A 23,453-nucleotide genomic window follows, 5' to 3' on the forward strand; every position below is an offset into this window, starting at 1 on the left:
CCTTGTAATTTCGTATCATTGTCGCATTTACTAAGGTATCGATTTTATACTTTTATTACAAACGCTTATTAGCATTTATCACTTTGATAGATGTCTTGTATTCTTTATAGTTTGGTTGCTGATATTTAAAGATTAAAACAACCCACTTCCACCCTCAGCAGATGGGTGAGTTGCTTCATAAACTTCAGATAGTTTTTTACGGCTAACATGGGTGTACAACTGAGTGGTTAGTATGCTGGCATGCCCCAATATTTCTTGAATATGGCGTAGGTCAGCACCATTATCTAACATAGTTGTAGCGGTATTATGGCGAAACAGGTGGCAAGCGCCGGTGCGATCAAACCCTGCTAATTTGACGTATTGAGAAGCCATATCAGATAGTTTACCAGGAATATAACGTTTGCCATTATTAGCCAAAAACAATGCTTTCCCTGAGCTGATAAAGGCAAACATTGGTCGAATTTTGCCAATGTAAAACGCTAGCCACTCACAGCCTCGTTGACTAATAGGTACAAGTCTTTCTTTATTCCCTTTACCGTGTACACGCACCATTTTTCCAGTAAAGTCGATGTCATCAATATTCAGTTTAACCAGCTCGCCACGGCGAATACCGGTAGCAAAAAAAATTTCAAGAATTGCTCTATCTCGTAGGCCCTTAACACCAAATAATAACGGCTGCTCAAGAATAGCTTCAATTTCTTCAACGCTATAAAGAGCTTTAGGTATTTGCTGCCCTTTACTTGGTAATTCAATATCTGCTAGTGAGTTTTCAATCAACATACCTTTAATGTACATGTACTTGATAAAGGTTTTAACGTAGGTAAGTAAGTTGCGCTTTTGTGCTGCACTTAACGGCTCATTGTCGAGCATCTTGCGGTAGCTATTAAGATAAGCTGCGTAGTCATCCATCAAGTCTAAATTTACATCTTCGATGCTTGTGAGACTTTGCTCATGACACCACAAAACAAACTTTTTGATGCCACCACGTTTATTGCGAACAGTATCTGAGCTTTGTCCTTTCGCTAGACAAAGCTCTAAATAATACTCAACACATGGCCAGAACTTTTTAGTGGTAGGTTTGTCCATGAATTAATTCCTTCGCAAAAGCCATACCCGAATCAACAAATGCTTTAGGCTCTGGTTTATGCCAGTAAACTATGGCTTTATCTCCACCACGAATGCGGCCAATACGATAACCTGTTGCAGACACTATCTGACCATCTTCTATTGTTGGAAAAACAATACAACCACGAAACAGCTCATGACCACTTGGCCGAACTAAACCGCTGCGTTGCAAACTACCACGAATTGCAGCGCCTTCTGCGGTACGACATTTAGGAATAACTTTTCCTAAAGTACGGTTGCAAAAACCAACCTCATCAATGTGCTGTGTATGCTCTTCAATTAAGCAATTTTTGTGGACAAACTTTTGAGCGATTTCACTCATGACAAACTGCCGTTGGTAATGCTCAAATGCTTGTCGGATATATAAATCGTCAAGGTTAATCTGACCCAGCACACTTAAATAGCTTTCATTATTAGTTAGCATTGTGTCCTCCTTTCTGAGCATTAATTTTGCGAAATGAATCACTACCTGGTTCGAAAATATATTTGAGTTTCGTATGACCGATGCGATCAAAGATTGAATCACCAATGTATTGCTCACCCACAGCCTTATGCCAGTCCCCAACGTCAAACTGAGAGGTGATAACCCAACAGCCGTTACCTTCTCGCTCTTCAACCAAATTAAATAGCAGCAATCGTTCTTCATCTGTTAATGGTGTTAACCCCCAATCATCCACGATTAGCACGGCTATTCGATTAAGCTTTTTGATGTATTTATCAGTCTCGCCATTTAGCTCTGCCTCTACTAACGCTTTAATAAGATGTCGATACTTTAAAAACTTAACTTTATAACCTTTGATGATAGCGCCATTGCCTACAGCGGAGGCCGCAGTTGTTTTACCTAAGCCGGACGCACCAATAAGCAATATATTTTGCATATTCAGTACCCACTCGCAGGAGCTTAGCTCCTGGATATCTGCTTGGGAAAATGGCGATACTTCATCTACAGGTAAATTCTCTAACATAGCTTGTGGCCATTTTAAGGCAGCATTTTTTCTAGCTAAGCGTTGAGAATTTTCAAATCGAGACGCTAATTGAATGTCAAAAAGATCTTCAAGGGCCTTATCTAAAATCTCTCGTTCGATATCATAATTTTCAGCGACTTGCTCGTAACCACTCATAGCCGCTGATAATTTTAATTGCTGAAACTTTTCAGTAAGTTGCGGATTAATCATGTGACCTCCTAATGCGAATTGTAATAATCAGCACCACGAAGATGCTTATTAGAGAAAGGAATTTGAACTAATGAGTTAACATCACTCAAATCAACGTCATAAGCTTTACTAGCGATGACATCTCTTAATCGTGTTGGTGACATTTGATTGTAATGAGTAGCAAACTCACAGGCTTTTTCAAACGTCTCATTGGATAAGTTAGAAGACTCAGCAATTTTGATGATCTTGCGACAACGGTCATTAGCCAAACGTGACTTCTTATGGGCACAATCAAACTGAGCAGCAATAACTTTTTTAGTATATTCGCCATATCCTTCCGCCCATTCCCAATAGTGCTCAATGTCTTTATCTTCGAAAAACTGATGATTTGGCGGCATATGTTCAAGTAATCTTGTCATTTCGCCTATCGCATTGCTGCGTTTATGAGTGGCGATTAACTTTCCTTGATGGAATATCTCGATATTTTTAGATTTTACGTGAATAGCTACAGGCTTATTGGCATACGAATATGGCACAGAGTAATAATGCTCCTTTACTAATACACAGTAATCTGTCGGCACATTCATTTCATAAACCTGTTCAATTAATTCAAAAGGCTTATCAGGTGATGCTCTCAACACTGGTTGATCGACACCTATAAAAAGAGCTTCTCGTGAAATGCTGAGCTTTTGAAACAGCTCTTTGTTTAACATGTGGCATTGTTCAATTAAGTATTTATTCATTGAATCAATGCCATCAAACTGCATATCTAACATATTCGAAATAATGCGATTAGTCACAAAACCAACAGCGTTTTCAGCAATAGCTTTATCTTTCGGTTTCCCTGGTCGCCCGGGTAAAATATTTGTGTTGTACCACTTACCAAATGCTTCATAGTTTTTATTGAGTACCTTCTCAGGATTTGAAGAAGTGACGAGTGCTTTAGGGTTATCAGGAATAATGATTTCAGGCACACCACCATAAAACTCGATCATAGCGACATGCGCTTCAATCCAGTCTCTGGTCGTTTGCCTGGGTGTAGCGTACATAAAAATATATGATGAAACGCCTAAAGTGCTGACAAAAATACTTGCTAATAATGGGTCGATTACATTTTCTGGATAATAAGGAGCCTGAGTACCGGCATAGTCAACATAAGCAATTTCACCGGCATTATGATTAAGTTTCATTGATAACTTAATCAACCCTTGGTACTCCCGAACTAGCTTGTAAAATTGTGTCAATTTATATGCTTGACCCTTAGGGCAGTTTGGAACATATTTTTGGAAATAATAATTGCGTTTTGTTTGCTTTGGTTTGCTTATAAACTCAATGACCTCCTGCATATTCGGCTTAATTTTTTGGACATTTCTATATGGCCAATTAGGGTAGAAAAGTGCATTGATTTCAGCTTCTTCCATTTCATCCATGCAATGCCAAGTCAGCTTTTTTTGCTCTAATATTTTCTTAACTTTAATCACTGTAACGTGGGAACAATCTGCAAAACGTGCCACCGCCCTCAGTGATAATTTGGTTGTTTGTAATAGCTTAGCTATCAAACATCGTGTTTCTTTCGACAACATAGTCATTCCTCATGATTGATTTTCACAAGGCGCAGTTAGCCGTAGACTTCTTTCCTGAAATCTTGACAAAACGACTGTTGGAGACAATGCTTATAGCTGTCGTGTTTGTACCAATCGACAAAGCAATTTAAGCCTCAAAGTCACCAGCTTTGGGGCTTTGTCTTTTCTACGCCAACCTATTAATGCTTCATTTTTCCTCCCTTGCTTGCTCTGCTAACCATCTAGCAATGTCTTTTACTAATGCATGTGTTCCTCTGCGGTTAGGCACAATGAATGTGGGAATAGGCAGTGTTTTTCTTACCACGGCCTGCCTCAGCGCATATATGGAGCTATAACCAAGTGCCTTTTGTAGTTCAGCACCTTTTAAAACAGGGCTGCCATACATTTTTAGCAAGTCCTGCTCTAACTTTTTCGCTAGTTCATCAACTTCATCCTCACTCATACCATCCCCTCACAAGACCAACTAAGACAAGTTGACTAATAAATAATCTAAATAAGACTAGACTTAATGTAGTTTTACGTCAGTGCCAATTTTTTTAGATTAGTGTCATCCCTTGGGGGACTTATGCTTTTTAGAACAACTCAGAATCAGAACAACAGAGGAAAAAGCTTTTATAAGTTTCAGCAATATCGTTCGCTTCCAAAACCGTTACGTAAATTAGCGGCGGTGTTCTGGGTAAGTTTTTTATGTGAAGAAAAGAAGGCTGCTAGCCACTATCAATTAGCTAAGTCGATTATTGATAACGACTCTATCGATAAAACCCATTCAGAGTTTCGAGCTATTTATCGGTTTTTAAAGCGTAAATCGAAAGGAGAAATATGCTCTAGGTATCATCCAATTCAGCATATTGAAAGCTATGAACAAGAATGCACTCGTTTGCTTTATCACCCCATATGGCCATTATTGGCATCAAGCAAATCCCAACATTCAGAATTGATAGATATTGTTGCTCAACTTCCTCATCAAGTTATTTCATGTATATCTACAGATAATGTTTTGTCTTTAGATACTGATTGGCAAGCAATATGTAACCAAACAAACCTAGATGCTTTATGTGGCTTGTTAGTTTTAGCCGTATGGGCAAATCAAGAAAGTAATGATAATTACAACCAAGAAAAATTAACCATCCTAGCTCAATTGAACGAAAGCATTTTCAAGATGATTTTCCGTATATTTACGCTTTTTATATCAGAGGATGATTTGAAACCTTTTGCTTTTAAGTATTTAAATTATTTATGCCAACTTATAGAGAAGGCGTGCAGTAATTTCCTCATACATAAGCCAAGTAATATTAAGCTCAAAATTCCAGCCCTAGAACTATATTGCAGCGTTGAAAACAAGGAGACGGAGTTAATGATCCCCACAGGTTTTTCAACCAAACTTAACCCAAATATTTTGCTATCTGGCTCTGCGCCTACAAACATAAACTACCTAGCCTTATATCGCTTATATCAAGCTCTCACTTCACTTGTTTCTTTACCTAAATATGGGCAGTTATTACCGGGCGTAAACAAAAGCAAAAATGCAGCTTATTTCTTATCCTTAGTTCAGCATTCATCTCTACATCTTTATTTGTACTATTTAAGAGGAAAAGCTTTTTGCCTCGCTCACAATATCTCCATTGAACAATATGAGTATGCTCAGGTTCAATTCAACGAATCTTGCGAAACTTACCGAAATAACATTTAAAACCTAACTGTTAATTTTTTAGCGTTTTAGTGGTCATTACTATATGGGATCTTGGTTAGTCATAAATGAAACTAGGGTACAATTTTAGCGATATATGCACCTGCAAATTACGCTCCTAAAGTACCATCGTTTCGCAACATAACCAGTAAAAACCCAAATAAGAGTGACCACTAATACGCTAGGTAATAACCACTTTTGGCTCTTCAAATTAATCTAATATTGGGAACAAGGCACAAACCTATTTGAAGGAGCAGTAATGAAAAATCCACTTTGTTCAAAAGCAGTTAATATTGATGGTAAATTGATGATTGAAATACCTGGATCAGTTATAGAAAGGTTAGCTATTTCACCAGGTGATTTTGTTGAATTTGGTAATGCTAAAAGCGTTACTTTATGGAAGAGTGAAAATATCGAAATACCTGCTGAAGTCTTCGAGCAGTTAGCCTTAATTTTTAAAACCGATGAATATGTTTTTCATTGGCTCAATTCAAAACGGAAAACTCTACTCGGAAAAACACCAGCCCAGATTTTACTTGAGCCTGATGGCAAAGAGCAGGTATTAGGTTTAATCAACAGAATAAATCGTGGGGATTTCTCCTAAAGAGATTTAAACTTAAGCAAATCAATTCATTATTAATGCAACGGAACTTACCAATGAATATACTTTTTCTTTGCACGGCAAATAAGCAGCGCAGCAAAACAGCAGAAGAACTATTCCGTGCTGCTGATAAAAGTAATCAATACAAGTCTGCGGGTTTAAGTGCCAAATATGTAGAAAAGGCTGGTTCAACACTTTGTACACCTGAATTACTTGAATGGGCTGACACAATTTACGTTTTTGAAGCGACTCATATTGAACGCATTCAAGAACACACTGATGATAAATTTTTAGCTAAAATAACAAACCTGCAAATCGAAGATAAATACCAGTATTTTCAGCGAGAACTTGTTTTGCTGATATTAGAGCGGTGCGATTTTGCTTAATCGTTTGGCTTCAAAAGCAGCCAAAAATTAAGCCCCGTAAGGGGCTTGGTTTCAAAAAAGCGTTTCCTATCCTTTAGTCGATGTAGGATCGTTACCGTAGCTGTGTTTTGCCCTGATACGGTTATTATCTGCCCTATGAATAGAAACTTCTGACTTAGCTTTTTGCGCTAAAATTCTTGTCGCTTCGAATGCCTCTTTTTGTGTATCAGCGACAACACTTGCTCTTGAAGCATCTTGTCGTTCACCTCTCCACTTTCCGTCTTCACCTTGATAAACGTTGTAGTCTTTATCAGCCATAAATTATTCACTTTATAATTAAGTCGTAAAATTTGATCACCTGTGTACCAATATGCAACTATGTTTAGCACCATTATAACATGGGGATTTATACAGTGCTTTTCAAGTGATGAGTGATTGTTTTTTTCAACAAATTTAGTTAGGAAGGTTTGTGAAATTAATATAAGCGCATATTCCTTTGGCTTCAAAATAAGTCAAAATAGAGGTCCAAGCCACCAAATCCAGAAAAAACAAAGCCCCGCGAGTGCGAGGCTTTGGATTCAAAGTGTTCAAGTAGCAAAAGGTTAATGTGTTTGAATTTCAGTAAAAACCTTTTGTCTTAACTCAAATCCTGCATTTGCAATAGCACCTTTAGCTTTAGTTAAGAAGTCTTCTGCACCACTTGATAGCTTAAATTGAGATACAACTTCAATAACGATGCTTTTACCATCGGCTTTGGCATATGAATCATAAATTTCCCCACTTTCTACAAAGCTCAGGTAAGTATTTATCTTTTCTTGTAGAAGTAATAAGTGCTCGTGTTCATCTTCCCAACCTAAATGATCTGTAATGGTTAGAACAACTTCTTCTGCATCATTAATACTGATTGCATCAACTACATCTGAATCTAAAACAGACATAAAAACCCCTAATTATCCTTCCTAATTATATCGACCTTCGTGGGTGGTATTTTCGTACCTCCCGGAAAACCCGGCTTACCTTTTCCAACCACAGTACCTCCTGATTCGGCTATTTCTGGGAAACCAGCCTTCTGATTCTTTGTTAGAGGAGCTGTAGGCGAAGCCTTACACTCAGTACATTTTACATTTCCGCTAGAATCTTTACTAACGAAATCTAATCTAGTTTTAGTTCCACTTTTAGTTTTTATAGTCACCTGTTCCGCTACGTCTGTATCAGTTTTCTGCAATTGGCCTTTAACTTGTTTCTCGAAAGCCGCACCAGCAGCTTTATTTTTCGCTAACTGTTTAGCCGCTGCTTTTCCAGCATTTTTAGCCGAAGGGACGGGTACTCCAGTAGCTTCTTCAAAAATTGCACCAGCAATTTCTTTGCCTATAAACCATAAAAGCGGGTGTTTACCATCAGGGTCGATATATTTATAAGAGTTGTTGTATGCGTAGTTGTATCTATTAAAGCCTTGAATGTTCCCAGAGCTTAAATGACCCAGAGTATCAACAGGATCATTAGAATAGAAACGACCTATGACTGGATCATAGTATCGTGCCTGCATATAAGTCAGACCGGTATCAGAATCCTGCTTGTGACCGGTATAGCCAATGTCATTCTCAAACGAGCCACCCCAGTTTTGTCCAAACGGTTGAGCCCTCATCCGTTTTTGAACACTACCACTGCTATTTGTCTTAGCGGCACTTGAACCTAGAACATCAGAATGGACATAGGTAACTCCCGATGATTCTTGTTGGGCAACGAGCTGACTGCCAAGGTAGTAGTATTCGCGGTCACTGCCACCAATACGCTCTTGAAGCAACCGACCACCTCGGGAGTACATGGAATATCGGGTACCCGTTCCATCAACCGCCTTAACCCGACGATTGTGTGCATCATAGGTATAGCTATTCCCGCTAATCTGGGTTGTTTGGTTAGCTAGGTTGTAGCTGAGCGTATCTCTGCCATTGTTAGTTACATTACCACGTTCGTCATAGCTAAAGTTGTAATTATGATAGCCTGACACCGAAGTTAATCGCTTGGTTGAGCTGTTGTAACTATAGTTTGTTGAACCGCCAACCACCGAATCAAACTTCGTGATATTGCCCATGGTGTCATAACTCATGTCACCAATCAGCGAATTAGAGAAATTGCGGTAATTGTCTACACGGTCCAACAAGTCGTAGGTCAGATTGAGGTCATAGGTGTTGTCCTGAAGGTCATTCCACTGTGTCAGGTTACCATTACTGTCCCAAGCGTATTGGTTGTAGACAGTATTACTACTGCCACATACACTGCGTTGTACATTGGGAAGGCCGGTTGAGTGTAGTGTTGTGCTGTTTGAACAACCGTTGGCTTGATTAAACGACTTTAACAACCCATTAGCGTGGTAGGTTGCACTAGAGACGTAACTCCCTACCTGACTTTCTTGGCCAAGAGCATTCGGACTCAGCGGTACACTGCCACCATCTGGATAGGTTAACGTAGAGATTAGCCCTAGTGAGTTAAACCCATAGGTCACTGTCCAATCTAAACCATCGAAGACCAGTCGTTCGCTGGATAACAAACCCAAACTGTTGTAGGTGTAGGTTTGGCTCACGCCACCAAATGTCGCAGTCAGTAAGTTGTCGTTACCGTCGTGAGTTAAGATCTTGCTCGATGTGCTATCACCGTAGTCTATTAACTTAACATTGCCGTGGTTGTCGTAGCTGTAAGTGATCTTGTCGCTTGTCGAAACTGAGGTGTCACAGCTAGCAGTATCACCACTGACCGAGTCGCCATGAGCACTCCAAATCAACTGCGCTGTATTATTGAAACTTAGTGCGCGGTTGCCAACGTCTGGACGCGCGATTTTACAAAGACGCTGAGCGCTGTCGTATACACGATACTCTGTCAATCCACCTTGAGAGATAGACGTAGGGTATCCGTAGATGTTGTAGTTGAGCGTGGTGCTAACACTATTAGGTGATTGAATTAGCGTAGGTTTATCATAGCTAGGGCTACCGTAGGCCAGATAGCTAGTGGTAGTCGAGGCTCCGCGATTGTTATTAACTTGAGTACGATTACTCGTCAAGTAGTAGTGCTGAACAGAGCCACTCGTTGTATTGTCATCTTCAACGGTTTTTCGTCCTATGCCATCATAGCTCGTCGAAATGCCATAGTTGGTGGCGCTAGAGGGCATCATTTGGCTAGCATACGTTGGTTGGTTCTTATGTTGTAGGCTAAACGTTGGTACCTGATGGTTCCAGTCTTATTGCTATTATCCCATTCAGCGGTGAACCTTGGGCGCAATAATCCATCGTAGTATGTGTCTTTGCGATAGTTACCTTGACTGACGCTACGTTTAAGCATACCTGCGGTAACCGATGGGTACCCTTCACTCCAAGTTGTATCAGCATAAGATATTGACGTGTCCGTCCAGTAGCTATTGCAAGGGTTAACGTAGGTCATCCGACCGATAGAATTGAAGCTATAGCTACTGCAATGGCCTTCAAAATCGGTTTGCTTGGTAATACGCCCGTCGTTGTCCACAACTTGGTAAGCACTGTGATAAGCCGTTGAGTTGTTTTGTCGTTGGCTGATGGTCTGCGGAACACCTCGCTTATAGTTATCAAACAAAATCTCACTATTTGCGCGATTGTATTTAAGCGTCTTTAGCAATCCGGCTTGACTGCCGCTGGTGTGGTAAACATCATACTGTTGATACCAATTACCAAAGCTTTTCTCTTGATAAGGCAAACTTTTATAGGAACCAGCAGCACTATAATAGCTAGTGCTCCGTACTTCTTGATAAGCGGATCCATTAGTCGATATCGATTGCACAGACGGCAAACCTATCAGCCAGTTCGCTGTATCGTGATAATAGGTTTGCTTGGTGTATTTTAAGTCAGGCTTAAAACTGTTGCTTTCTTTGGTGATACTCGGAAAATCATAGCTATCAAAACTAGAGTAATCCGTAGTGTATTCGTCGGTGTTACCGCCATAATTGACATAGGTTTTCTGCTTCGTTGTGCGCTGGACATGCGTGGCCTTCACCGACAGAATGTCACTCTCAATCCAACCATCCATTGCTGGACCGCCGATATGGTCGACTACTCGGGAATAACCATGATTGACACCATTCTGGTAGAGGTATTTCTTGCCCTTCAAAAGACTACCGCTAGGTGAGCGATACTCGATATACATCAAGTTACCTTCGCTAGGGCCTTTCTTACGATCAAAGAAATGGGTCTCAGTGGCACCGTCTGGATTTTCCAGTGTCGTCGTCGTTAAGTGAGCAGTTTCAATGGTATCTAATTCGAGCGTGACTCGGTTTGTTGAAGTAGGAGCGTCGCCAGAGAACATGCCCGGGTTGTCTGAGTAATCGTAATTCCAAACGTACTCTGTACCGTCTTGCAGCAGTAAAGACTTCTTTTTAATCGAGAATACATTGTAGTCGTGCTTTATCCAATGGTCATCAATGCCAACCCTCATAGCATCTATTTTGCGGATTTTTTTAACGTTTGTGGTGCCGTGACATTCCTCCCCAACGGTAAACTCTGCCTCTGCGCCTTCTGGATGAGTGATGGTGATGAAGTTGCCACTGTAACCTTCAATACAGGAGTCGCCCATGAAAGGCACTTGAGTATGCTCAGCGAGTCTAGCCTTGTTCCAAAATGGCGTGTAGACATCTTTGATGTGGGAGAACTGCCATTGTTTGTTATCTGGGCGCGTTACCGCACTAAGTGTGCCCATCCTCCCGGATTGGTCATGATAGTCATAATGCCAAGTTTTCCCATTTGCCACAGCTCTATCAATGCGAGCATCTGCTGCACTTGAAGTGTAGTAAATCTGGATTGAACGTCCGTCATTGGATTGAATACTGGTTAATTGGTCATTGCTGTTGTAGCTATAAGTTACCCAATTTCCAAATCGGTCTTCGACCTTAGTTGCAAGCAAGAAAGCATTAATCAGAGGGTATTCTAGTGCACTAGGTGGGTTGGACGGGTAAAGTACTATAGGGTTTTCAACACAAGCAGCACTGCCTGTAGCTAAGCACTGCCTTGATGGTGGTATTGATTGCAGTGTAAATGGTTTTGCTGATTTTACAGCTTTAAAATGCGTTAAGTGATACACCAGACCATCGGTTGTTATAACTTTAAACCCTTCATGTCCCTGAGAGTTTTTGGAAAGACAATCGACTTTCCAATTTTTATTGTTATAGCGTTTATAAGAGTTATCGCCGTCTTTGGTGGTGAGCGTTACAGTACCTTTGCCGGGGATGGAAACGCTGTCCCCTTGCCAGTAAGACGAACTATAGCCGTAATATTTTTGACCTTCATAAGACTTACTGAAGGTCGAGTTGCTATTAAGGTTGTCGGTGCAAGTATCACCGTTAGCCCAATAGTTCGATTTAGCATCACCGTTCTGTTCAGTGATATAGGTTGAACGAGCGTGAGGGATAGAGAGACTCCAATTGGCGAAGTCAAGTGTCTCTTTAAACCAAGCATCTGGGCTTGATAGGGTACGGGTCAATTCGACCGGAATATTCGAATTGCCAGGAATGGAAATATCGGTTTGTTCAAACTGCAGCGAGCCTGTATGTAGGCTTACTTTGTCACCCATGAGGTCGGTTGTATAGCTTGGCATATCGGGGACGTCGTTCAAATGCGCAAGCTTATTGAAGCCTGTATCTTTGAACTGCATTACGGTATGTGAACCACTTCCACCTCCGTCAGGAGGACCAAAACCGGTTGCAGAAGATGATAAGGTGATTAAGGACAAAGATGTAAATGCGAGACAGGCGCCAACGCGTCTGAACTCTCGGGAGAGCATAAGCATTATAGCTTCCTCTAATTAACGAACAGAAATTAAATTTGTGAGCTTTAACGTAACAATCCATGTTTCACAAAAAGAGGAAAACTCAACGTACTCTTACAACTTGCCTAGGATTGCTCGGCACACCAACAGTTCCTGCTGAATGACGCCAAATTGAATATAAAAATACTACTTATTCCATGTATTTTCACTTTCGTAAAGTCCATAAAAAAACTAACAGGCGCTTACTTTGTGAACAATAGTTTTGTGGTAAGTTGTTGAGAAAAAGATGATTGAATGTTGACCAGAGCAGCCCAGCATCTTCTGTATTAGTTGCTTCGATTAACGATTGTGACTTCAGCTGAACAAGTGTTGGATTCCTCTCTATTCTTTGCCTGAGTCTGTTTAGGCTGCGCTCTCGTTTATCATCGAGTTGAGTTTTACTTGGACTGTTTCCACCTTTTACTAAGCTTCTGTAATTGCTTTATATAGGCTGAGCCTCAGCTACAGTTTCCAGGGGCTTACCAACCTTTCTATTCATTGGCATGACATGCTAAATAGTGATAAGCCAGAAGCGGAAGTTTGGGCTGAAACAACGGTGTCTAATAGTCAGAACAAAAAGTTTCGCGAAGCTCAAACTCAACGGCTAGAAAAGTGGACACTAGGTTTTTTTGAAAGATTAAAAGCTAGACTAGTTGCGTACGGCATCGAAGGGTTACAAGTAAACTATCTAAACAGTGAGAAAGTAGAAGTTTATTATCCAATTGTTGCTGAGCAAACAGGTAGTCGGTATCACTTGGGTCCTGTTTTGCTGGAGTTTGGCGCTCGTAATCGAGGTAAGCCGGCAGAACCAAGTAAGTTAACGACATACTTATCTGAAATCGAAGAATACGAAAAAGCTTTATCCTTGCCTGTTGCTGAGAATGTTTTGGTGTTTGACCCGAGTTACATAATTTGGGAGAAACTGACAGCATTACACCAATTTTGTACATCAGAGAAATTTCCAAATGCAGCTCGCTTAGCAAGACATTGGTATGATGTGCAAAGAGATTGTTGATCCGCTAGGTAACCATCAGGCTATAAATGATGTAGTGGAGATGAAATCCGCAAGGTGGGGTGTAAAAGGAGTTGATTTTAGTTTCGCTTCAACAGGGAAGTTACGCTTAATACCAGATGAACCTTTAAGAACAGAAATTGCTCATGACTATGTTGAAATGGTAGAAGGTGGTATGTACTTTAGCAAACCTGATAAATTTTCTACAATACTAGATCGCCTAAGTAGTACTGATAAAATGATAAACGAGTCGCTATTGCCTTCCAAGTAATACCAAAACTCAAATCAATTTGTGGCTTTTTTGCTAAAGAAAGTGCCACAAATTGATTCAGTGCAATGGATGGGGGAGTAAATTAAAGGTTGTTCTATAATAAAAGTAATCCGTTAGATGCAAATTTAGCAACATCACTAACACATTTTTGTCCAAAAGTGAGCTAGAAAGAGTTAATGTCTTAATCGTAATAAAAGAACATGACATTATTCTCGTTTATTAGTGCATATTACAATTTGTCAGCTTATGGTTATATTTTATGTCAGGATATGGTTATATCTTTAAGCTAAGTGCTTGAAAGTCATATAAGGGGTATGTCAGGTTATGCTTGCAGCGACAATGGCTATTGCAGAAGCGAATTACTGCGTTACGTCCTCGCTCACAACTCGCCTACCTAAAGGTATGTCTTCGTTGTTCGCTGCGGGGCGCCTTGTACTTCGTTTCTTCATGACGTCATTTTCTTTCTTCGCCTTCTTTGTTGTGGCGTTGCTATCGGTGCAGGTTGAGTTTAGATAATAGTTAAACCAATCAAGCGGCTCATAGAAAGAGTCGTATGCTCTGGAGCGGGCTGTTTTGGAAAATTTGACGGCTTAGCCACAACTTCGATTGTTGTGAAATATCCATGATACTTGGGCTACCGTAGGCAGCCCAAGCACTGGGTGGCTTCTGAGCGTATTTAGGTGCTATTTTAGATGGGGTTGATAGCGAAAACCGCCAAAGCGTGTAGCGCCCGAGTAATAGAGCAGGGCGACATCTCCATTATCGTTTGTAGCCAGAATATTACCTGCTTTATCTTGGCGTAGATTGTGCCAATTATGCTTTAAGATCTCTTGGTTGTTCTCTATCTGACGGTCGTGTTTTATATTGCTGTAATAGACAGACCAACTTGTTAGCATGCCCTCGAACTCACCGCCGCGCATACCTACTATGCCAAAACCATAGCCGCCTCTTGAGAATGGGGTAGCATATGCTGATGTCACACCTTTCACCACAGGTTTGATTTTCTCCGGTGCATGTTGTGTCCAACAGTTTAGGGTATCGTCAGTGGTTAGGCCGCAAACATCAATGTTGTTGTATCCACCGAGTAATTGACGATATTGGCCTTCGATGTGAGTCGCTTTACCGTTGACACCCCACTGCCAAATATCGCCACTTTTAGTTAACGCGCTAAAGCCACCTTCTAGCGCGGCTATATCAATCACACCTTGTTGCATTGCGCGATAGGGGGCGAGTAATTCTTGCCAGTTCTTGGCTTGCTCTTCATGCCATTGAGCTTCTTCAATCAGGTAGCCGCCAATTTGTCTGCCTCCCCAAGTGATGACTTGGCCATTTTTGAGTAGTACTGCAGTGGCACCATGATTATGGACAACCTTGTTAACCCCATGCTCATACAAGAGTTCGAGCTCTTGATCACTAGGTTCACACCATGGTTTGGATTGATGAACCGCCACCGTTGCCTCGCCGGACGCTCGCTGGATCACCCAGCCGCAATGGCTTGGCCAAACTTGTTCGATATTAGCTTGCAGGTATTGATCGCTGCCATCAAAGATCAGCGTGTAGTCTTTAGGCAGAATAAAAGAGCCATCTTTTAACAGTTTGCCAGATGCTAGTTTGAGTGACAGATAACGATGCTCGGCTAACCAGCGCTTTGCTTGTTTACTGCCTTGATCCGCTGCACGTTGATACCAAATACCTGCATAAGCTAACTTTGAAAAATGAGTTTGGTAATATTGCGCCAGTTCTATTTGTGAATCTATGTCGCCTTCAATAGCTGATTCTTTTAACCAGAATAGGTAGCTATCTTCATCTGCTACAGATTTGGCTTGTTTTGCCATCCACACAGAAGCCTCGACGCTGCCCATTTCTGCTACCATTTTGATAAGGCGTACACGTTCATCTTTCTCGAGTTTAGCCGCAGAGTAGTGTGTGAACATTGCATCAGGATGACCACTGACGGCTGCACGTTGCAGATAAGCTTCAGCCTTGGCTCTATTTCTTGCAACGCCTAAACCGTTGGCATACTGCTGATAAAGTTGGTAGTAAGCCTCAGCATTAGCGCCGGCAGATTGTGCTAAAGCTAACGCTTTTCGATACTGTTTGTGCTGGAAATAATACGTTGCCAATTCAGTGTGTAAACCAGAGGCCAATGCAGAGTCAGAACCAATGAGTTGTTCGTACAGTGATACACCTTCAGCTTGCTGGTTTGGCTCGTTTGAAGCTAACAAAAGTTCGCCCAGATACTGTTTGCTGTTCGGTACGCCAATTTCGGCTGCCTGTCGATAGTAGCCTATAGCCTTAGCTTGATCTTTTGCGACATGCCAGCCATTTTCGTAAGCAATCGCAGCCCCAAGCAGCGCATAAGGGGTTTGAGCATTGGCATTGGGTAACAGTATTTTTTCAACGCAGGTTTTATCCATGCGGTAATTGAATGTTGAAAGGCAATACCAAGCTTTAAAATCAACATGATCTTCTGGGATATAGAGTATCGATGTTTTAGGAGTAAAAGGTATTTGTAGGTCATCATTGCTATCTAAAAATAGGTTGGCAACTTGAGTTTGAGCCCACTCATTATTCAAGTTCGCCGCCTTGCGCAGATAATGATAGCCTTTGATTTTATCTGCATTAGGTAGCCCACCGGTTAAGTGTTGATTCGCTACGTATGCCATAGATTCTGCAGAGAGGTAACCTTCCTCAAACGCTTGCTCATACAGCGGCAATACTTGTGTCTTATCTTGTTGGCTAGCTTCTGTGTTGTTGTACAGATTAGCAAGGCTTGCCGTTGCCCAAGGGCTTCGAGATTCAGATTCTTCGAGTTGTTTTTTTAGGGTTTGTGTTTGCTGCTCAGTTGGAGATTCGATTTGGCGATACTTTTTGATCTCATCATCGAGTGCCTGTTCAGGGGAGACCTGTATGGCGCAACCAGAGAATGTCATTAAAGCGGCCGTTATCGTAAGGGGAAGTGGGCTGCGCTTAAAATAAAGTAGGGAGAATAACTGCATTGCTATGTTCTCTGTTGCTTGCGTTGGGTGTTAACCGCATTTCAATGTTGCAACTAACATTCTTATCCAGCGGCTTTAAATGATCGACCTAATAGTGGCGAGTCGTCATGAGCTGATAGCGCGGCTGTTGTACGAGAATGTTATTGATTCTATTGTTATCTTTTGCTGGATACTAACATATGATTATAAGCAGATTCTGTTATTTTCAATCAAACTCTAGAATTCAATGCCGCTCAATGTGATATAAATATTAACCAAGGTATTTTACAGCGACCATTTACTTAAAATGCTCCCATTTCATCTGTGTTTTTCTCGTTTGACTCCCTTAAATTTAAAAGGATTTTATGAACATCATATATAAGTTATTGATAGCGTTAAGTCTGTTTGCCTCGGTATCTATGTCGAGCTTTGCCGCTGAGCCAGCTAAGCGCATTGTTGCGCTGTCGCCACATTCAGTTGAAATGCTGTATGCCATTGGCGCTGGAGATTCTATTGTGGCAACTACTGAATATGCGGACTTTCCTGAGGCGGCACTGAATATTCCCCGTATCGGTGGTTACCACGGCGTGCAGATTGAACGTATTTTGGAGCTAGAGCCCGATCTCGTTGTGGTTTGGGCTAGTGGTAATAAGCTTGAAGATATTCAGCGGATTAAAGAGTTAGGTTTTAAGGTGTTTGATAGTAACCCTAAGACATTAGAGGCGGTTGCGGATGAGCTTGAAGCGTTAGGTGAACTGACAGGTAATCAAGCTCAAGCTAAGCAAGCGGCTGATGATTATCGGGCTAAGTTAGTACAACTGCGTAATGATAATTTTGCTAAGCCAGAGGTAAAGGTATTTTATCAATTGTGGTCTACCCCACTGCGTACTGTGGCTAAAAACAGTTGGATCCAGCAGATCATTTCTGTGTGTCATGGCGATAATGTATTTGTTGATGCGGCAAGTGATTATCCGCAGGTGAGTCTAGAAACCGTGGTATTAAAACATCCACAGGTGATTTTACAAAGCCAAGATGAAGGCAACATCATCGGCATAAACTGGAGTGAGTGGCCAGAAATTCCAGCGGTTAAAAACCAGCATATCTATCAGCTTAATGCCGATTTACTTCACCGTGCAGCACCAAGAGCACTGCTCGGTGTTGAAGCATTATGCGATGCGTTAGATAAAGCGCGTTAGTACTCATTTCTACTGGCGATAAACCTTGTAAGGTTTATCGCGTCTACCCAGTCTGCTAGCTCATCAGCTTTAGAATCTTATGTTTTAGTGCTTGCCATTATTTGCGTTAACAAAAAAGCCATTCAACCTAGTTATATTGCTAATGCTGACCAATACTTAGAAACGGATAACATAGGGGAAAACTGATGAATAATCCTGTCAATGCGATGCTAAGTAAAGGTTGGAAGTGGTTTGTAATGGTTGGGGCTGTGGTCACGCTAGGTGGCATTTTTGCCATTAGTTTGCCGGTTGCTGTGGGCGTAACGATCACCGCGATTATTGGCGCTATTTTCTTAGTGCTTGGCATAGTACAGCTTTATCATATCTTTAGTATTCCTAAGTGGAAATCCAATTTCTGGTATGTGATTAGCGCACTGTTTTACCTGATTGGTGGCATCATGATCATCGCGGAGCCTTATGTTGGTTTGTTCACCATTACGATTATGATGATTACCATCATGTTGTTTAATGGCGTCACGCGAATGTTCTTCGGCTTGAATAGCCGTAATAACTTGGCAGGTTGGCGCTGGATTGTGGTGAGCGGCTTAACCTCAACAGCGATAGCGGGTTACTTTTTTAGTTTGATGGGCAACCCTGAATTCTCACTGTCTATTTTAGGTGTTTTCATTGGGGTTTCGTTTTTGTTTGAAGGGCTTAGTTTTATCTTTATTGGTTTACAGATGAAAAAAGCTATCGTTAAATAATCACTGTTGTTAGACAGATGCGGGCGCTACAGGGGCTTTACCTGTAGCGCCTTTTCATGTTTAAGTGGTGCACATTAGCTATATTAGTTTATTAGCAATCAATTGTTTGGATTAGAGAAAATTATAAGAAAAGGACTTAACTATGACCACATTACTTATCTGCCTGTTTATTGCTATGTTGCTGCCCTATGCGGCTAAAGGTCCGGTGGCTGTAGCGATGGCAAAACTGGGGGGATATGACAACAACCATCCACGTGAGCAGCAATCTAAGCTTACTGGCTTTGGTGCGCGTGCTGTAGCAGGTCATCAAAATGCGTTTGAGTCTTTGCTTATTTTTGGTCTGTCGGTATTAGCTGTTATTGCTACAGATAAAGTGAATGCCGTTGCCGAAACTGCAGCGATTGTGCATGTTATCGCTCGTGTTGCGTATCAGCTATTGTATTTAATGGATCAAGGTACTTTACGCTCACTGTCTTGGTTTGTGGCGATTTTTGCTTCATTTACTGTGTTTTGGCAGGCGGTTTAAACAAGGTCTTAGGAAAGCTAAAGAAAGGTTCTAGGTTCTAGGTTCTAGGTTCTAGGTTCTAGGTTCTAGGAAAAGCAAAGAAAGGCCCTGGGAAAGGTAAAGAAAGTAGGTTCTAGGAAAAGTAAAAAAAGGCCCTAGGAAAGGTAAAGAAAGGTGCTAGGGCTTAGGCTCTAGGAAAAGCAAACAAAGGGCTGAGCGTCCTAGAAAAAAGCCACGCTACTTACTAGCGTGGCTTTGGTTGGTAAATCTTCCAACTTATCGCTTCATTTCTGGGTATTCAAACTCATGACACTGGTTACAGTAAACCTTACTTTCTTTGTGCTCCATATGGCAGTAAGTACAAGGTAAGTCAGTACCGTAATGTAGGCTGTCGTGTGGGTTTGGTTCTACATCATGGCCAGCATCAGCAGGGCGTTTAGTTAACTCTGCAATATCTTCAACACTGCCGTGGCAGCTTTCACATGCGCTAGCGTCAGGAATGGTTTTGCGCTTTGCATCACCGTGACATGCACTACATTCAACTTTACCGTTATCTCCAGTCATGATCTCTTGGTGATAGTCTTTAATTTTCATTGCGTTCGCATTTGGAATGGCCATCAACATTAACATGCAGATAGTCGAAAATACTTTTAACATCTTTAATCCTTGTTGGGCGTAGCGCCCGATAACTTGTATAACATCTTGCTTAAATCGCTTGTTTGCGGCGACACGATTACAGCTTGCTCAGCGTGACCAAAGGGAGCGGTATTGGTCGCGCTGAGCAAGTGCAAAGGTGTCTTGGCTGAGTAAAATCTATTTTTAGTGCTTACTCTTGGTACTTGCTCTTAGAACTTATTGTTAGTTTTAGGAGTTAGTACTGGGCGATAAATGCTGTTGATGCCTTAATATCTGGTGTAAATGGACGGTCCATCTCTACAAATGGCACTTGCTTGCGGAACGCTTGGTACATGGCTTTTGTCGCTTCGCCTTGCTTTAGGTTCTCGTTAGCTAGTTTGCGTAAATCGATTGCTTGGGTAGAGTGCATTAGCTCAAGACCGTACATAACATTAGTGTTATCAACGATTTGAATTAGTCTTTCTGATGCAAGTTTTAGGTTAGTGAAGGTATCTTCAATGTTACCTGCAATCGCAATACCGTCGAATGACACTGGGTTAGCCAAAGCTTTGTTACGTACTTGCATATCTACGAATGTCTTTTGAATTGCACCAAAAGCATGGCCGTTGTTACCTGGCGCGCTTAAGAAACGTGGTAGACGTGTAAAGTGGTCATCAGACAAGTGGATAGTACGCATAGCACTGTTGTGTGATACGTGAGTCAGCGCAATGCCTAACTGTTGTACAGCAAGTGCAACCGGTAGTGGCTCAAAGTTAGTTGTTGGGAATACACCGCCTTTGCCTTCAACTAAGTATTTAGACACTTGAGAGTTATTACCGTAATCAATACCAGCACCTACGATAACACCTGGGTTATCGTCAGAGTGGTTGATTTGAATGTCAATCACTTGATCAAGATCAGCAAGAGCTTTGTAAGCGCTAGCAAAAGTGTAAGCTGTAGTACGGTAGCTTAGCGGATCTTGTAGTGGACGCTCTGGGTTTGCATCCCATAAGTAGCTACCAGATAGATCGTTACGGATCTCGCTGGTGGCTTCTTTTAAGAATGGGAACGGACGGATATCGTTAGTTTGTGGCAAGAATGGCGAAACGTTACCATTTAGGCCTTCAAGACTTAAGCTAAATACCGTTGGCGACACATCTAAAAGGTGCTTAGCATCGCGGTAACCTTGCATCGCATAAGCTACGCCTACTGAGTTGTTTGATAAAATCGACAGCGCATCTTTACCTACTGGATCAAGCGCTTTAACACCGGCTTTTTTCATTGCTAGCGCGCTGTTCATGCGCTCGCCTTTGTAGATAACATCCCACTCACCGATCATGGCTAGACCAACGTGCGATGACAGTAAGATATCCGCCTCGCCCACTGTGCCTTTAGATGGAATAATCGGTGTGATATCGTTATTTAAGTAAGCTTGGTATAAGTCCGCAACATAAGGCTGAACACCTGTGTGGCCAGACAAAATAGTATTTAAGCGTACAGCTAGCGCAACACGAGTTAACTTAACTGGCATCGCTTCGCCAACACCTGCGCTGTGCGCGCGTAGTGTGCTGTAGTTAAATGACTTTGATGCCTTCATGACTTCTGGGCTAAGCTCGCCATTGGCGTCAAATAGGTGGTGGTCTTTGTTTAAGCCCACACCTACTGTTAGGCCGTATACAGGCTTACCTAAACGCGCAGCTTCCATTAGTAGTTCGTGAGACTTAACAAGTGCAGTTGCTGATTGCGCAGCAATTTTTACTTTAGCGCCATCCGCGATTTGCCACGCTTGTTCTTGAGTTAGACTTTTACCATCTAGTACTACTGTATCTGCAGCCATTGCTTGGCCTGCGGTAAGTGCTAGAGCAAGAGTTGTTAGCGCAACATTTTTAGTGGTTTTCATTTTCATCATTCCTATAATTTTATTATTAAATTTAGTAGCGATTTATTAAGCAAGTTTTAGAGCCACAGCTTGGCTGTCTGCACAGTGACGACCCGCGTTACGACCGGTTACCACACCTTCGGCTACAGCACATGCGCCCAAGCGACTTGCACCGTGAATACCGCCAGTGGCTTCGCCAGCTGCGTATAATCCTGGAATTGGTTTGTTGGTCACTAGGTGCAGTACTTCAGATGCGGTGTTTACCTTTACGCCGCCCATGCAGTAGTGCACTTTTGGCCACATACGCACGCCATACCAAGGGCCTTTATCAAGTAACATCGCCTTTTGCATTGGGCGACCAAACTCACTGTCATTGCCTTTAGTCACTGATTCATTCCAGCGAGCAACCTGATCTTTCAGTGCTTTTGCTGGCATGTTGTAGATTTTTGCAAGTTCTTCTAGGGTGTCTGCTTTCTTAATAACGTTGTATTTCAGGCCCCAATCTAATGTTTGTGCGTCTTTTGCACCTTCAGCGTTAGTAAAGCCGATTGGGTAAACAGGATTACCTTCAGCGTCACGACGGGTCATGATGGCATCTGCGCGAGCTTTACGGTCAGCAAGTTCGTTAAAGAAACGCTCGCCAGTGCGCACATCAACTACGATGCCACTTGGGTAAGTCGCAATAGTGTTAAACTGAGATGCAGTACCAAAGCCTTTTTCGTCGGGAGATGCCCAAGGGCCTAATTGGATTTGATCTAAGTGAATCGGGTTAGCGCCTAATAGCATCATTTGCTTTAGGGCTTCAGATGTCGCACCTGCGTGGTTAGTAGAATCTAATTGATTAGTGTATTCAGGCTGTTGCATTTGACGATATTCGATATCGTTACCAAAGCCACCTGTAGCCATAATGATGCCTTTACGGGCACCGATTTTAACCATTTTGCCAGTACGTTCTTTCGGGAAGTAATAACCTTGGCGTACATCAATACCAATTACGCGGCCATTTTCATCTTTAATGAAACCTTCAAGCTTGGCTTGATTACGCATGTCGATGCCATTCTTTTTGGCAACTTTGATCAGTGGGCGGATGATACCTGCGCCAGAACTTTGAACTGTTTGCAGTACGCGTGGAATTGAGTGACCACCAAAGTGCTGTACGAAAGGTTTCCACTCAACACCGTGCTCGATAAGCCAGTCACAAGACTCTGAAGTACCGTTACACACAAGCTTAAGCATTTCTACATCGTTCATGCCGCGGCCAGACTCAAGCATGTCGGCAACCATTACATCAACTGAATCCTCAATGCCTTCTTTCTTTTGTAAAGGCGAACCAGCAACAGCCATGGCGCCGCCGTTAATGGTTGAGTTACCGCCAAATACTGGCATTTTGTCGATGATCATAACGCTAGAGCCATTCTCTCTAGCTTGTAGCGCTGCTGACATACCCGCAAAACCACTACCAACAACGATCACATCAACAACTTCGTCAAACTTAGCATCTGCTTGTGGTACGCATGCGGCATTAGTTGACAAGGCTACGCTACTTCCTAGCCCGGCAACCGCCATAGCTGCGCCGCCTTTTAAAAGCTGGCGTCTGCCTAGACTAACTTGTTCTTTGTCGTTCATCTCTTGGTTCCCTATCTGTATTTTATTTGGCTATCCGAGCTATCTGTGCCCGATTTGATACAGGTAAAGTTGCAGCGACTATGCCAACTGTTCAATTGCGACTTGAATGCTGTTTATTTATGAGCAGGAACATAAAATCACGAAATATCATGATTGGCAGCCTTGATATTTCGTGGTTATCTTGAGATATCATTAGCAAAAAGTGTGAAAATCTAACAACTAATATTATGTTTAAGTAGTGGCTCAATAATAAGTTGTACATTCACTATTATTAGTTGCTTACTGTTTTAGAT

Annotated in this window: 22 protein-coding genes; 9 read left to right on the forward strand and 13 right to left on the reverse strand. The window is 41.8% G+C overall.

The features are described 5' to 3' along the window. Nucleotides 1-132: 132 nt before the first annotated feature. The 5 genes from L2740_RS04160 to L2740_RS04180 all read right to left on the reverse strand — a co-directional run bounded on the left by L2740_RS04160 (nucleotide 133) and on the right by L2740_RS04180 (nucleotide 4,304). Entirely contained in the window at nucleotides 133-1,086 is a 954-nt protein-coding gene (locus L2740_RS04160; protein WP_248948866.1) for a tyrosine-type recombinase/integrase, read from the reverse strand. Further along, a complete protein-coding gene (locus tag L2740_RS04165; protein ID WP_248948867.1) occupies nucleotides 1,067-1,549 on the reverse strand; it encodes a hypothetical protein in 483 nt (160 codons plus the stop codon). The genes L2740_RS04160 and L2740_RS04165 overlap by 20 nt, the downstream gene beginning before the upstream one ends. Further along, nucleotides 1,539-2,300 carry an ATP-binding protein gene (locus L2740_RS04170; RefSeq protein ID WP_248948868.1) on the reverse strand — a complete coding sequence of 254 codons (762 nt, stop codon included), beginning with the start codon at nucleotides 2,298-2,300 and terminating at the stop codon, nucleotides 1,539-1,541. The genes L2740_RS04165 and L2740_RS04170 overlap by 11 nt, the downstream gene beginning before the upstream one ends. 8 nt (nucleotides 2,301-2,308) lie before the next feature. Next, nucleotides 2,309-3,862 (reverse strand): IS21 family transposase, encoded by a 1,554-nt coding sequence (gene istA, locus L2740_RS04175; protein ID WP_248948869.1) that lies wholly within the window; start codon nucleotides 3,860-3,862, stop codon nucleotides 2,309-2,311. A 187-nt stretch (nucleotides 3,863-4,049) separates the two neighbouring features. Beyond that, nucleotides 4,050-4,304, reverse strand: a complete 255-nt coding sequence (locus L2740_RS04180; RefSeq protein ID WP_248948870.1) for a hypothetical protein — start codon at nucleotides 4,302-4,304, stop codon at nucleotides 4,050-4,052. A gap of 123 nt (nucleotides 4,305-4,427) precedes the next feature. On the opposite strand from L2740_RS04180, the gene L2740_RS04185 reads away from it, so the two are divergent. The 3 genes from L2740_RS04185 to L2740_RS04195 all read left to right on the forward strand — a co-directional run bounded on the left by L2740_RS04185 (nucleotide 4,428) and on the right by L2740_RS04195 (nucleotide 6,536). After that, nucleotides 4,428-5,552 (forward strand): hypothetical protein, encoded by a 1,125-nt coding sequence (locus tag L2740_RS04185; protein ID WP_248948871.1) that lies wholly within the window; start codon nucleotides 4,428-4,430, stop codon nucleotides 5,550-5,552. A 256-nt stretch (nucleotides 5,553-5,808) separates the two neighbouring features. Beyond that, on the forward strand, nucleotides 5,809-6,153 hold the full coding sequence (locus L2740_RS04190; RefSeq protein WP_248948872.1) for a hypothetical protein: 345 nt from the start codon (nucleotides 5,809-5,811) through the stop codon (nucleotides 6,151-6,153). 53 nt (nucleotides 6,154-6,206) lie between these two features. Further along, entirely contained in the window at nucleotides 6,207-6,536 is a 330-nt protein-coding gene (locus L2740_RS04195) for a low molecular weight phosphatase family protein (protein WP_248948873.1), read from the forward strand. Nucleotides 6,537-6,602: 66 nt separating this feature from the next. Here the strand turns inward: L2740_RS04195 and L2740_RS04200 are convergent, their stop codons facing one another. The 4 genes from L2740_RS04200 to L2740_RS04215 all read right to left on the reverse strand — a co-directional run bounded on the left by L2740_RS04200 (nucleotide 6,603) and on the right by L2740_RS04215 (nucleotide 12,260). Beyond that, a complete protein-coding gene (locus L2740_RS04200; protein ID WP_248948874.1) occupies nucleotides 6,603-6,833 on the reverse strand; it encodes a DUF2188 domain-containing protein in 231 nt (76 codons plus the stop codon). A gap of 284 nt (nucleotides 6,834-7,117) precedes the next feature. After that, nucleotides 7,118-7,453, reverse strand: coding sequence for a DUF6572 domain-containing protein (locus L2740_RS04205; protein WP_248948875.1), 336 nt, complete (start codon nucleotides 7,451-7,453; stop codon nucleotides 7,118-7,120). An 8-nt stretch (nucleotides 7,454-7,461) separates the two neighbouring features. Next, entirely contained in the window at nucleotides 7,462-9,681 is a 2,220-nt protein-coding gene (locus tag L2740_RS04210; RefSeq protein WP_248948876.1) for an RHS repeat-associated core domain-containing protein, read from the reverse strand. Further along, nucleotides 9,678-12,260 carry a hypothetical protein gene (locus L2740_RS04215; RefSeq protein WP_248948877.1) on the reverse strand — a complete coding sequence of 861 codons (2,583 nt, stop codon included), beginning with the start codon at nucleotides 12,258-12,260 and terminating at the stop codon, nucleotides 9,678-9,680. Before L2740_RS04215 ends, L2740_RS04210 begins: the two co-directional genes overlap by 4 nt. A 583-nt stretch (nucleotides 12,261-12,843) precedes the next feature. Between L2740_RS04215 and L2740_RS04220 the strand changes: the two genes are divergently transcribed. From L2740_RS04220 to L2740_RS04230, 3 genes are all read left to right on the forward strand, one after another. Beyond that, nucleotides 12,844-13,350, forward strand: a complete 507-nt coding sequence (locus L2740_RS04220; protein WP_248948878.1) for a nucleotidyl transferase AbiEii/AbiGii toxin family protein — start codon at nucleotides 12,844-12,846, stop codon at nucleotides 13,348-13,350. After that, nucleotides 13,328-13,618 (forward strand): hypothetical protein, encoded by a 291-nt coding sequence (locus L2740_RS04225; protein ID WP_248948879.1) that lies wholly within the window; start codon nucleotides 13,328-13,330, stop codon nucleotides 13,616-13,618. Before L2740_RS04220 ends, L2740_RS04225 begins: the two co-directional genes overlap by 23 nt. Nucleotides 13,619-13,942: 324 nt before the next feature. Next, nucleotides 13,943-14,134: a hypothetical protein gene (locus L2740_RS04230; RefSeq protein WP_248948880.1), complete on the forward strand. Its 192-nt coding sequence runs from the start codon at nucleotides 13,943-13,945 to the stop codon at nucleotides 14,132-14,134. Between the two features lie 167 nt (nucleotides 14,135-14,301). On the opposite strand, the gene L2740_RS04235 is transcribed toward L2740_RS04230, so the two are convergent. Continuing rightward, nucleotides 14,302-16,617, reverse strand: coding sequence for a tetratricopeptide repeat protein (locus L2740_RS04235; RefSeq protein ID WP_248948881.1), 2,316 nt, complete (start codon nucleotides 16,615-16,617; stop codon nucleotides 14,302-14,304). Nucleotides 16,618-16,961: 344 nt separating this feature from the next. Between L2740_RS04235 and L2740_RS04240 the strand changes: the two genes are divergently transcribed. The 3 genes from L2740_RS04240 (at nucleotide 16,962) to L2740_RS04250 (ending at nucleotide 19,061) form a co-directional block, all read left to right on the forward strand. Beyond that, on the forward strand, nucleotides 16,962-17,792 hold the full coding sequence (locus tag L2740_RS04240; protein ID WP_420833504.1) for a cobalamin-binding protein: 831 nt from the start codon (nucleotides 16,962-16,964) through the stop codon (nucleotides 17,790-17,792). A gap of 185 nt (nucleotides 17,793-17,977) precedes the next feature. Further along, on the forward strand, nucleotides 17,978-18,535 hold the full coding sequence (locus L2740_RS04245; RefSeq protein WP_248948882.1) for an HdeD family acid-resistance protein: 558 nt from the start codon (nucleotides 17,978-17,980) through the stop codon (nucleotides 18,533-18,535). 142 nt (nucleotides 18,536-18,677) lie between these two features. Next, the gene (locus L2740_RS04250) at nucleotides 18,678-19,061 is read left to right on the forward strand and encodes an MAPEG family protein (RefSeq protein WP_028766188.1); all 384 of its coding nucleotides are present in this window, start codon (nucleotides 18,678-18,680) and stop codon (nucleotides 19,059-19,061) included. Between the two features lie 255 nt (nucleotides 19,062-19,316). Here the strand turns inward: L2740_RS04250 and L2740_RS04255 are convergent, their stop codons facing one another. From L2740_RS04255 to L2740_RS04265, 3 genes are all read right to left on the reverse strand, one after another. Next, nucleotides 19,317-19,697, reverse strand: coding sequence for a cytochrome c3 family protein (locus L2740_RS04255; protein ID WP_248948883.1), 381 nt, complete (start codon nucleotides 19,695-19,697; stop codon nucleotides 19,317-19,319). 214 nt (nucleotides 19,698-19,911) lie between these two features. Beyond that, nucleotides 19,912-21,561 carry an HAL/PAL/TAL family ammonia-lyase gene (locus L2740_RS04260; RefSeq protein ID WP_420833509.1) on the reverse strand — a complete coding sequence of 550 codons (1,650 nt, stop codon included), beginning with the start codon at nucleotides 21,559-21,561 and terminating at the stop codon, nucleotides 19,912-19,914. Between the two features lie 39 nt (nucleotides 21,562-21,600). Further along, the gene (locus L2740_RS04265; protein WP_248948885.1) at nucleotides 21,601-23,160 is read right to left on the reverse strand and encodes a flavocytochrome c; all 1,560 of its coding nucleotides are present in this window, start codon (nucleotides 23,158-23,160) and stop codon (nucleotides 21,601-21,603) included. Nucleotides 23,161-23,453 lie beyond the last annotated feature (293 nt).

It is taken from the genome of Shewanella pneumatophori (assembly GCF_023283895.1).
GTDB classification, from domain to species: domain Bacteria; phylum Pseudomonadota; class Gammaproteobacteria; order Enterobacterales; family Shewanellaceae; genus Shewanella; species Shewanella pneumatophori.

Bases quoted from the DNA above. Each gene is read 5' to 3' on its own strand.
- L2740_RS04160 (WP_248948866.1), bottom strand. From the start codon at position 1,086: ATGGACAAACCTACCACTAAAAAGTTCTGGCCATGTGTTGAGTATTAT.
- L2740_RS04165 (WP_248948867.1), bottom strand. From the start codon at position 1,549: ATGCTAACTAATAATGAAAGCTATTTAAGTGTGCTGGGTCAGATTAAC.
- L2740_RS04170 (WP_248948868.1), bottom strand. From the start codon at position 2,300: ATGATTAATCCGCAACTTACTGAAAAGTTTCAGCAATTAAAATTATCA.
- istA (WP_248948869.1), bottom strand. From the start codon at position 3,862: ATGTTGTCGAAAGAAACACGATGTTTGATAGCTAAGCTATTACAAACA.
- L2740_RS04180 (WP_248948870.1), bottom strand. From the start codon at position 4,304: ATGAGTGAGGATGAAGTTGATGAACTAGCGAAAAAGTTAGAGCAGGAC.
- L2740_RS04185 (WP_248948871.1), top strand. From the start codon at position 4,428: ATGCTTTTTAGAACAACTCAGAATCAGAACAACAGAGGAAAAAGCTTT.
- L2740_RS04190 (WP_248948872.1), top strand. From the start codon at position 5,809: ATGAAAAATCCACTTTGTTCAAAAGCAGTTAATATTGATGGTAAATTG.
- L2740_RS04195 (WP_248948873.1), top strand. From the start codon at position 6,207: ATGAATATACTTTTTCTTTGCACGGCAAATAAGCAGCGCAGCAAAACA.
- L2740_RS04200 (WP_248948874.1), bottom strand. From the start codon at position 6,833: ATGGCTGATAAAGACTACAACGTTTATCAAGGTGAAGACGGAAAGTGG.
- L2740_RS04205 (WP_248948875.1), bottom strand. From the start codon at position 7,453: ATGTCTGTTTTAGATTCAGATGTAGTTGATGCAATCAGTATTAATGAT.
- L2740_RS04210 (WP_248948876.1), bottom strand. From the start codon at position 9,681: ATGATGCCCTCTAGCGCCACCAACTATGGCATTTCGACGAGCTATGAT.
- L2740_RS04220 (WP_248948878.1), top strand. From the start codon at position 12,844: ATGCTAAATAGTGATAAGCCAGAAGCGGAAGTTTGGGCTGAAACAACG.
- L2740_RS04225 (WP_248948879.1), top strand. From the start codon at position 13,328: ATGATGTGCAAAGAGATTGTTGATCCGCTAGGTAACCATCAGGCTATA.
- L2740_RS04230 (WP_248948880.1), top strand. From the start codon at position 13,943: ATGCTTGCAGCGACAATGGCTATTGCAGAAGCGAATTACTGCGTTACG.
- L2740_RS04235 (WP_248948881.1), bottom strand. From the start codon at position 16,617: ATGCAGTTATTCTCCCTACTTTATTTTAAGCGCAGCCCACTTCCCCTT.
- L2740_RS04240 (WP_420833504.1), top strand. From the start codon at position 16,962: ATGAACATCATATATAAGTTATTGATAGCGTTAAGTCTGTTTGCCTCG.
- L2740_RS04245 (WP_248948882.1), top strand. From the start codon at position 17,978: ATGAATAATCCTGTCAATGCGATGCTAAGTAAAGGTTGGAAGTGGTTT.
- L2740_RS04250 (WP_028766188.1), top strand. From the start codon at position 18,678: ATGACCACATTACTTATCTGCCTGTTTATTGCTATGTTGCTGCCCTAT.
- L2740_RS04255 (WP_248948883.1), bottom strand. From the start codon at position 19,697: ATGTTAAAAGTATTTTCGACTATCTGCATGTTAATGTTGATGGCCATT.
- L2740_RS04260 (WP_420833509.1), bottom strand. From the start codon at position 21,561: ATGAAAATGAAAACCACTAAAAATGTTGCGCTAACAACTCTTGCTCTA.
- L2740_RS04265 (WP_248948885.1), bottom strand. From the start codon at position 23,160: ATGAACGACAAAGAACAAGTTAGTCTAGGCAGACGCCAGCTTTTAAAA.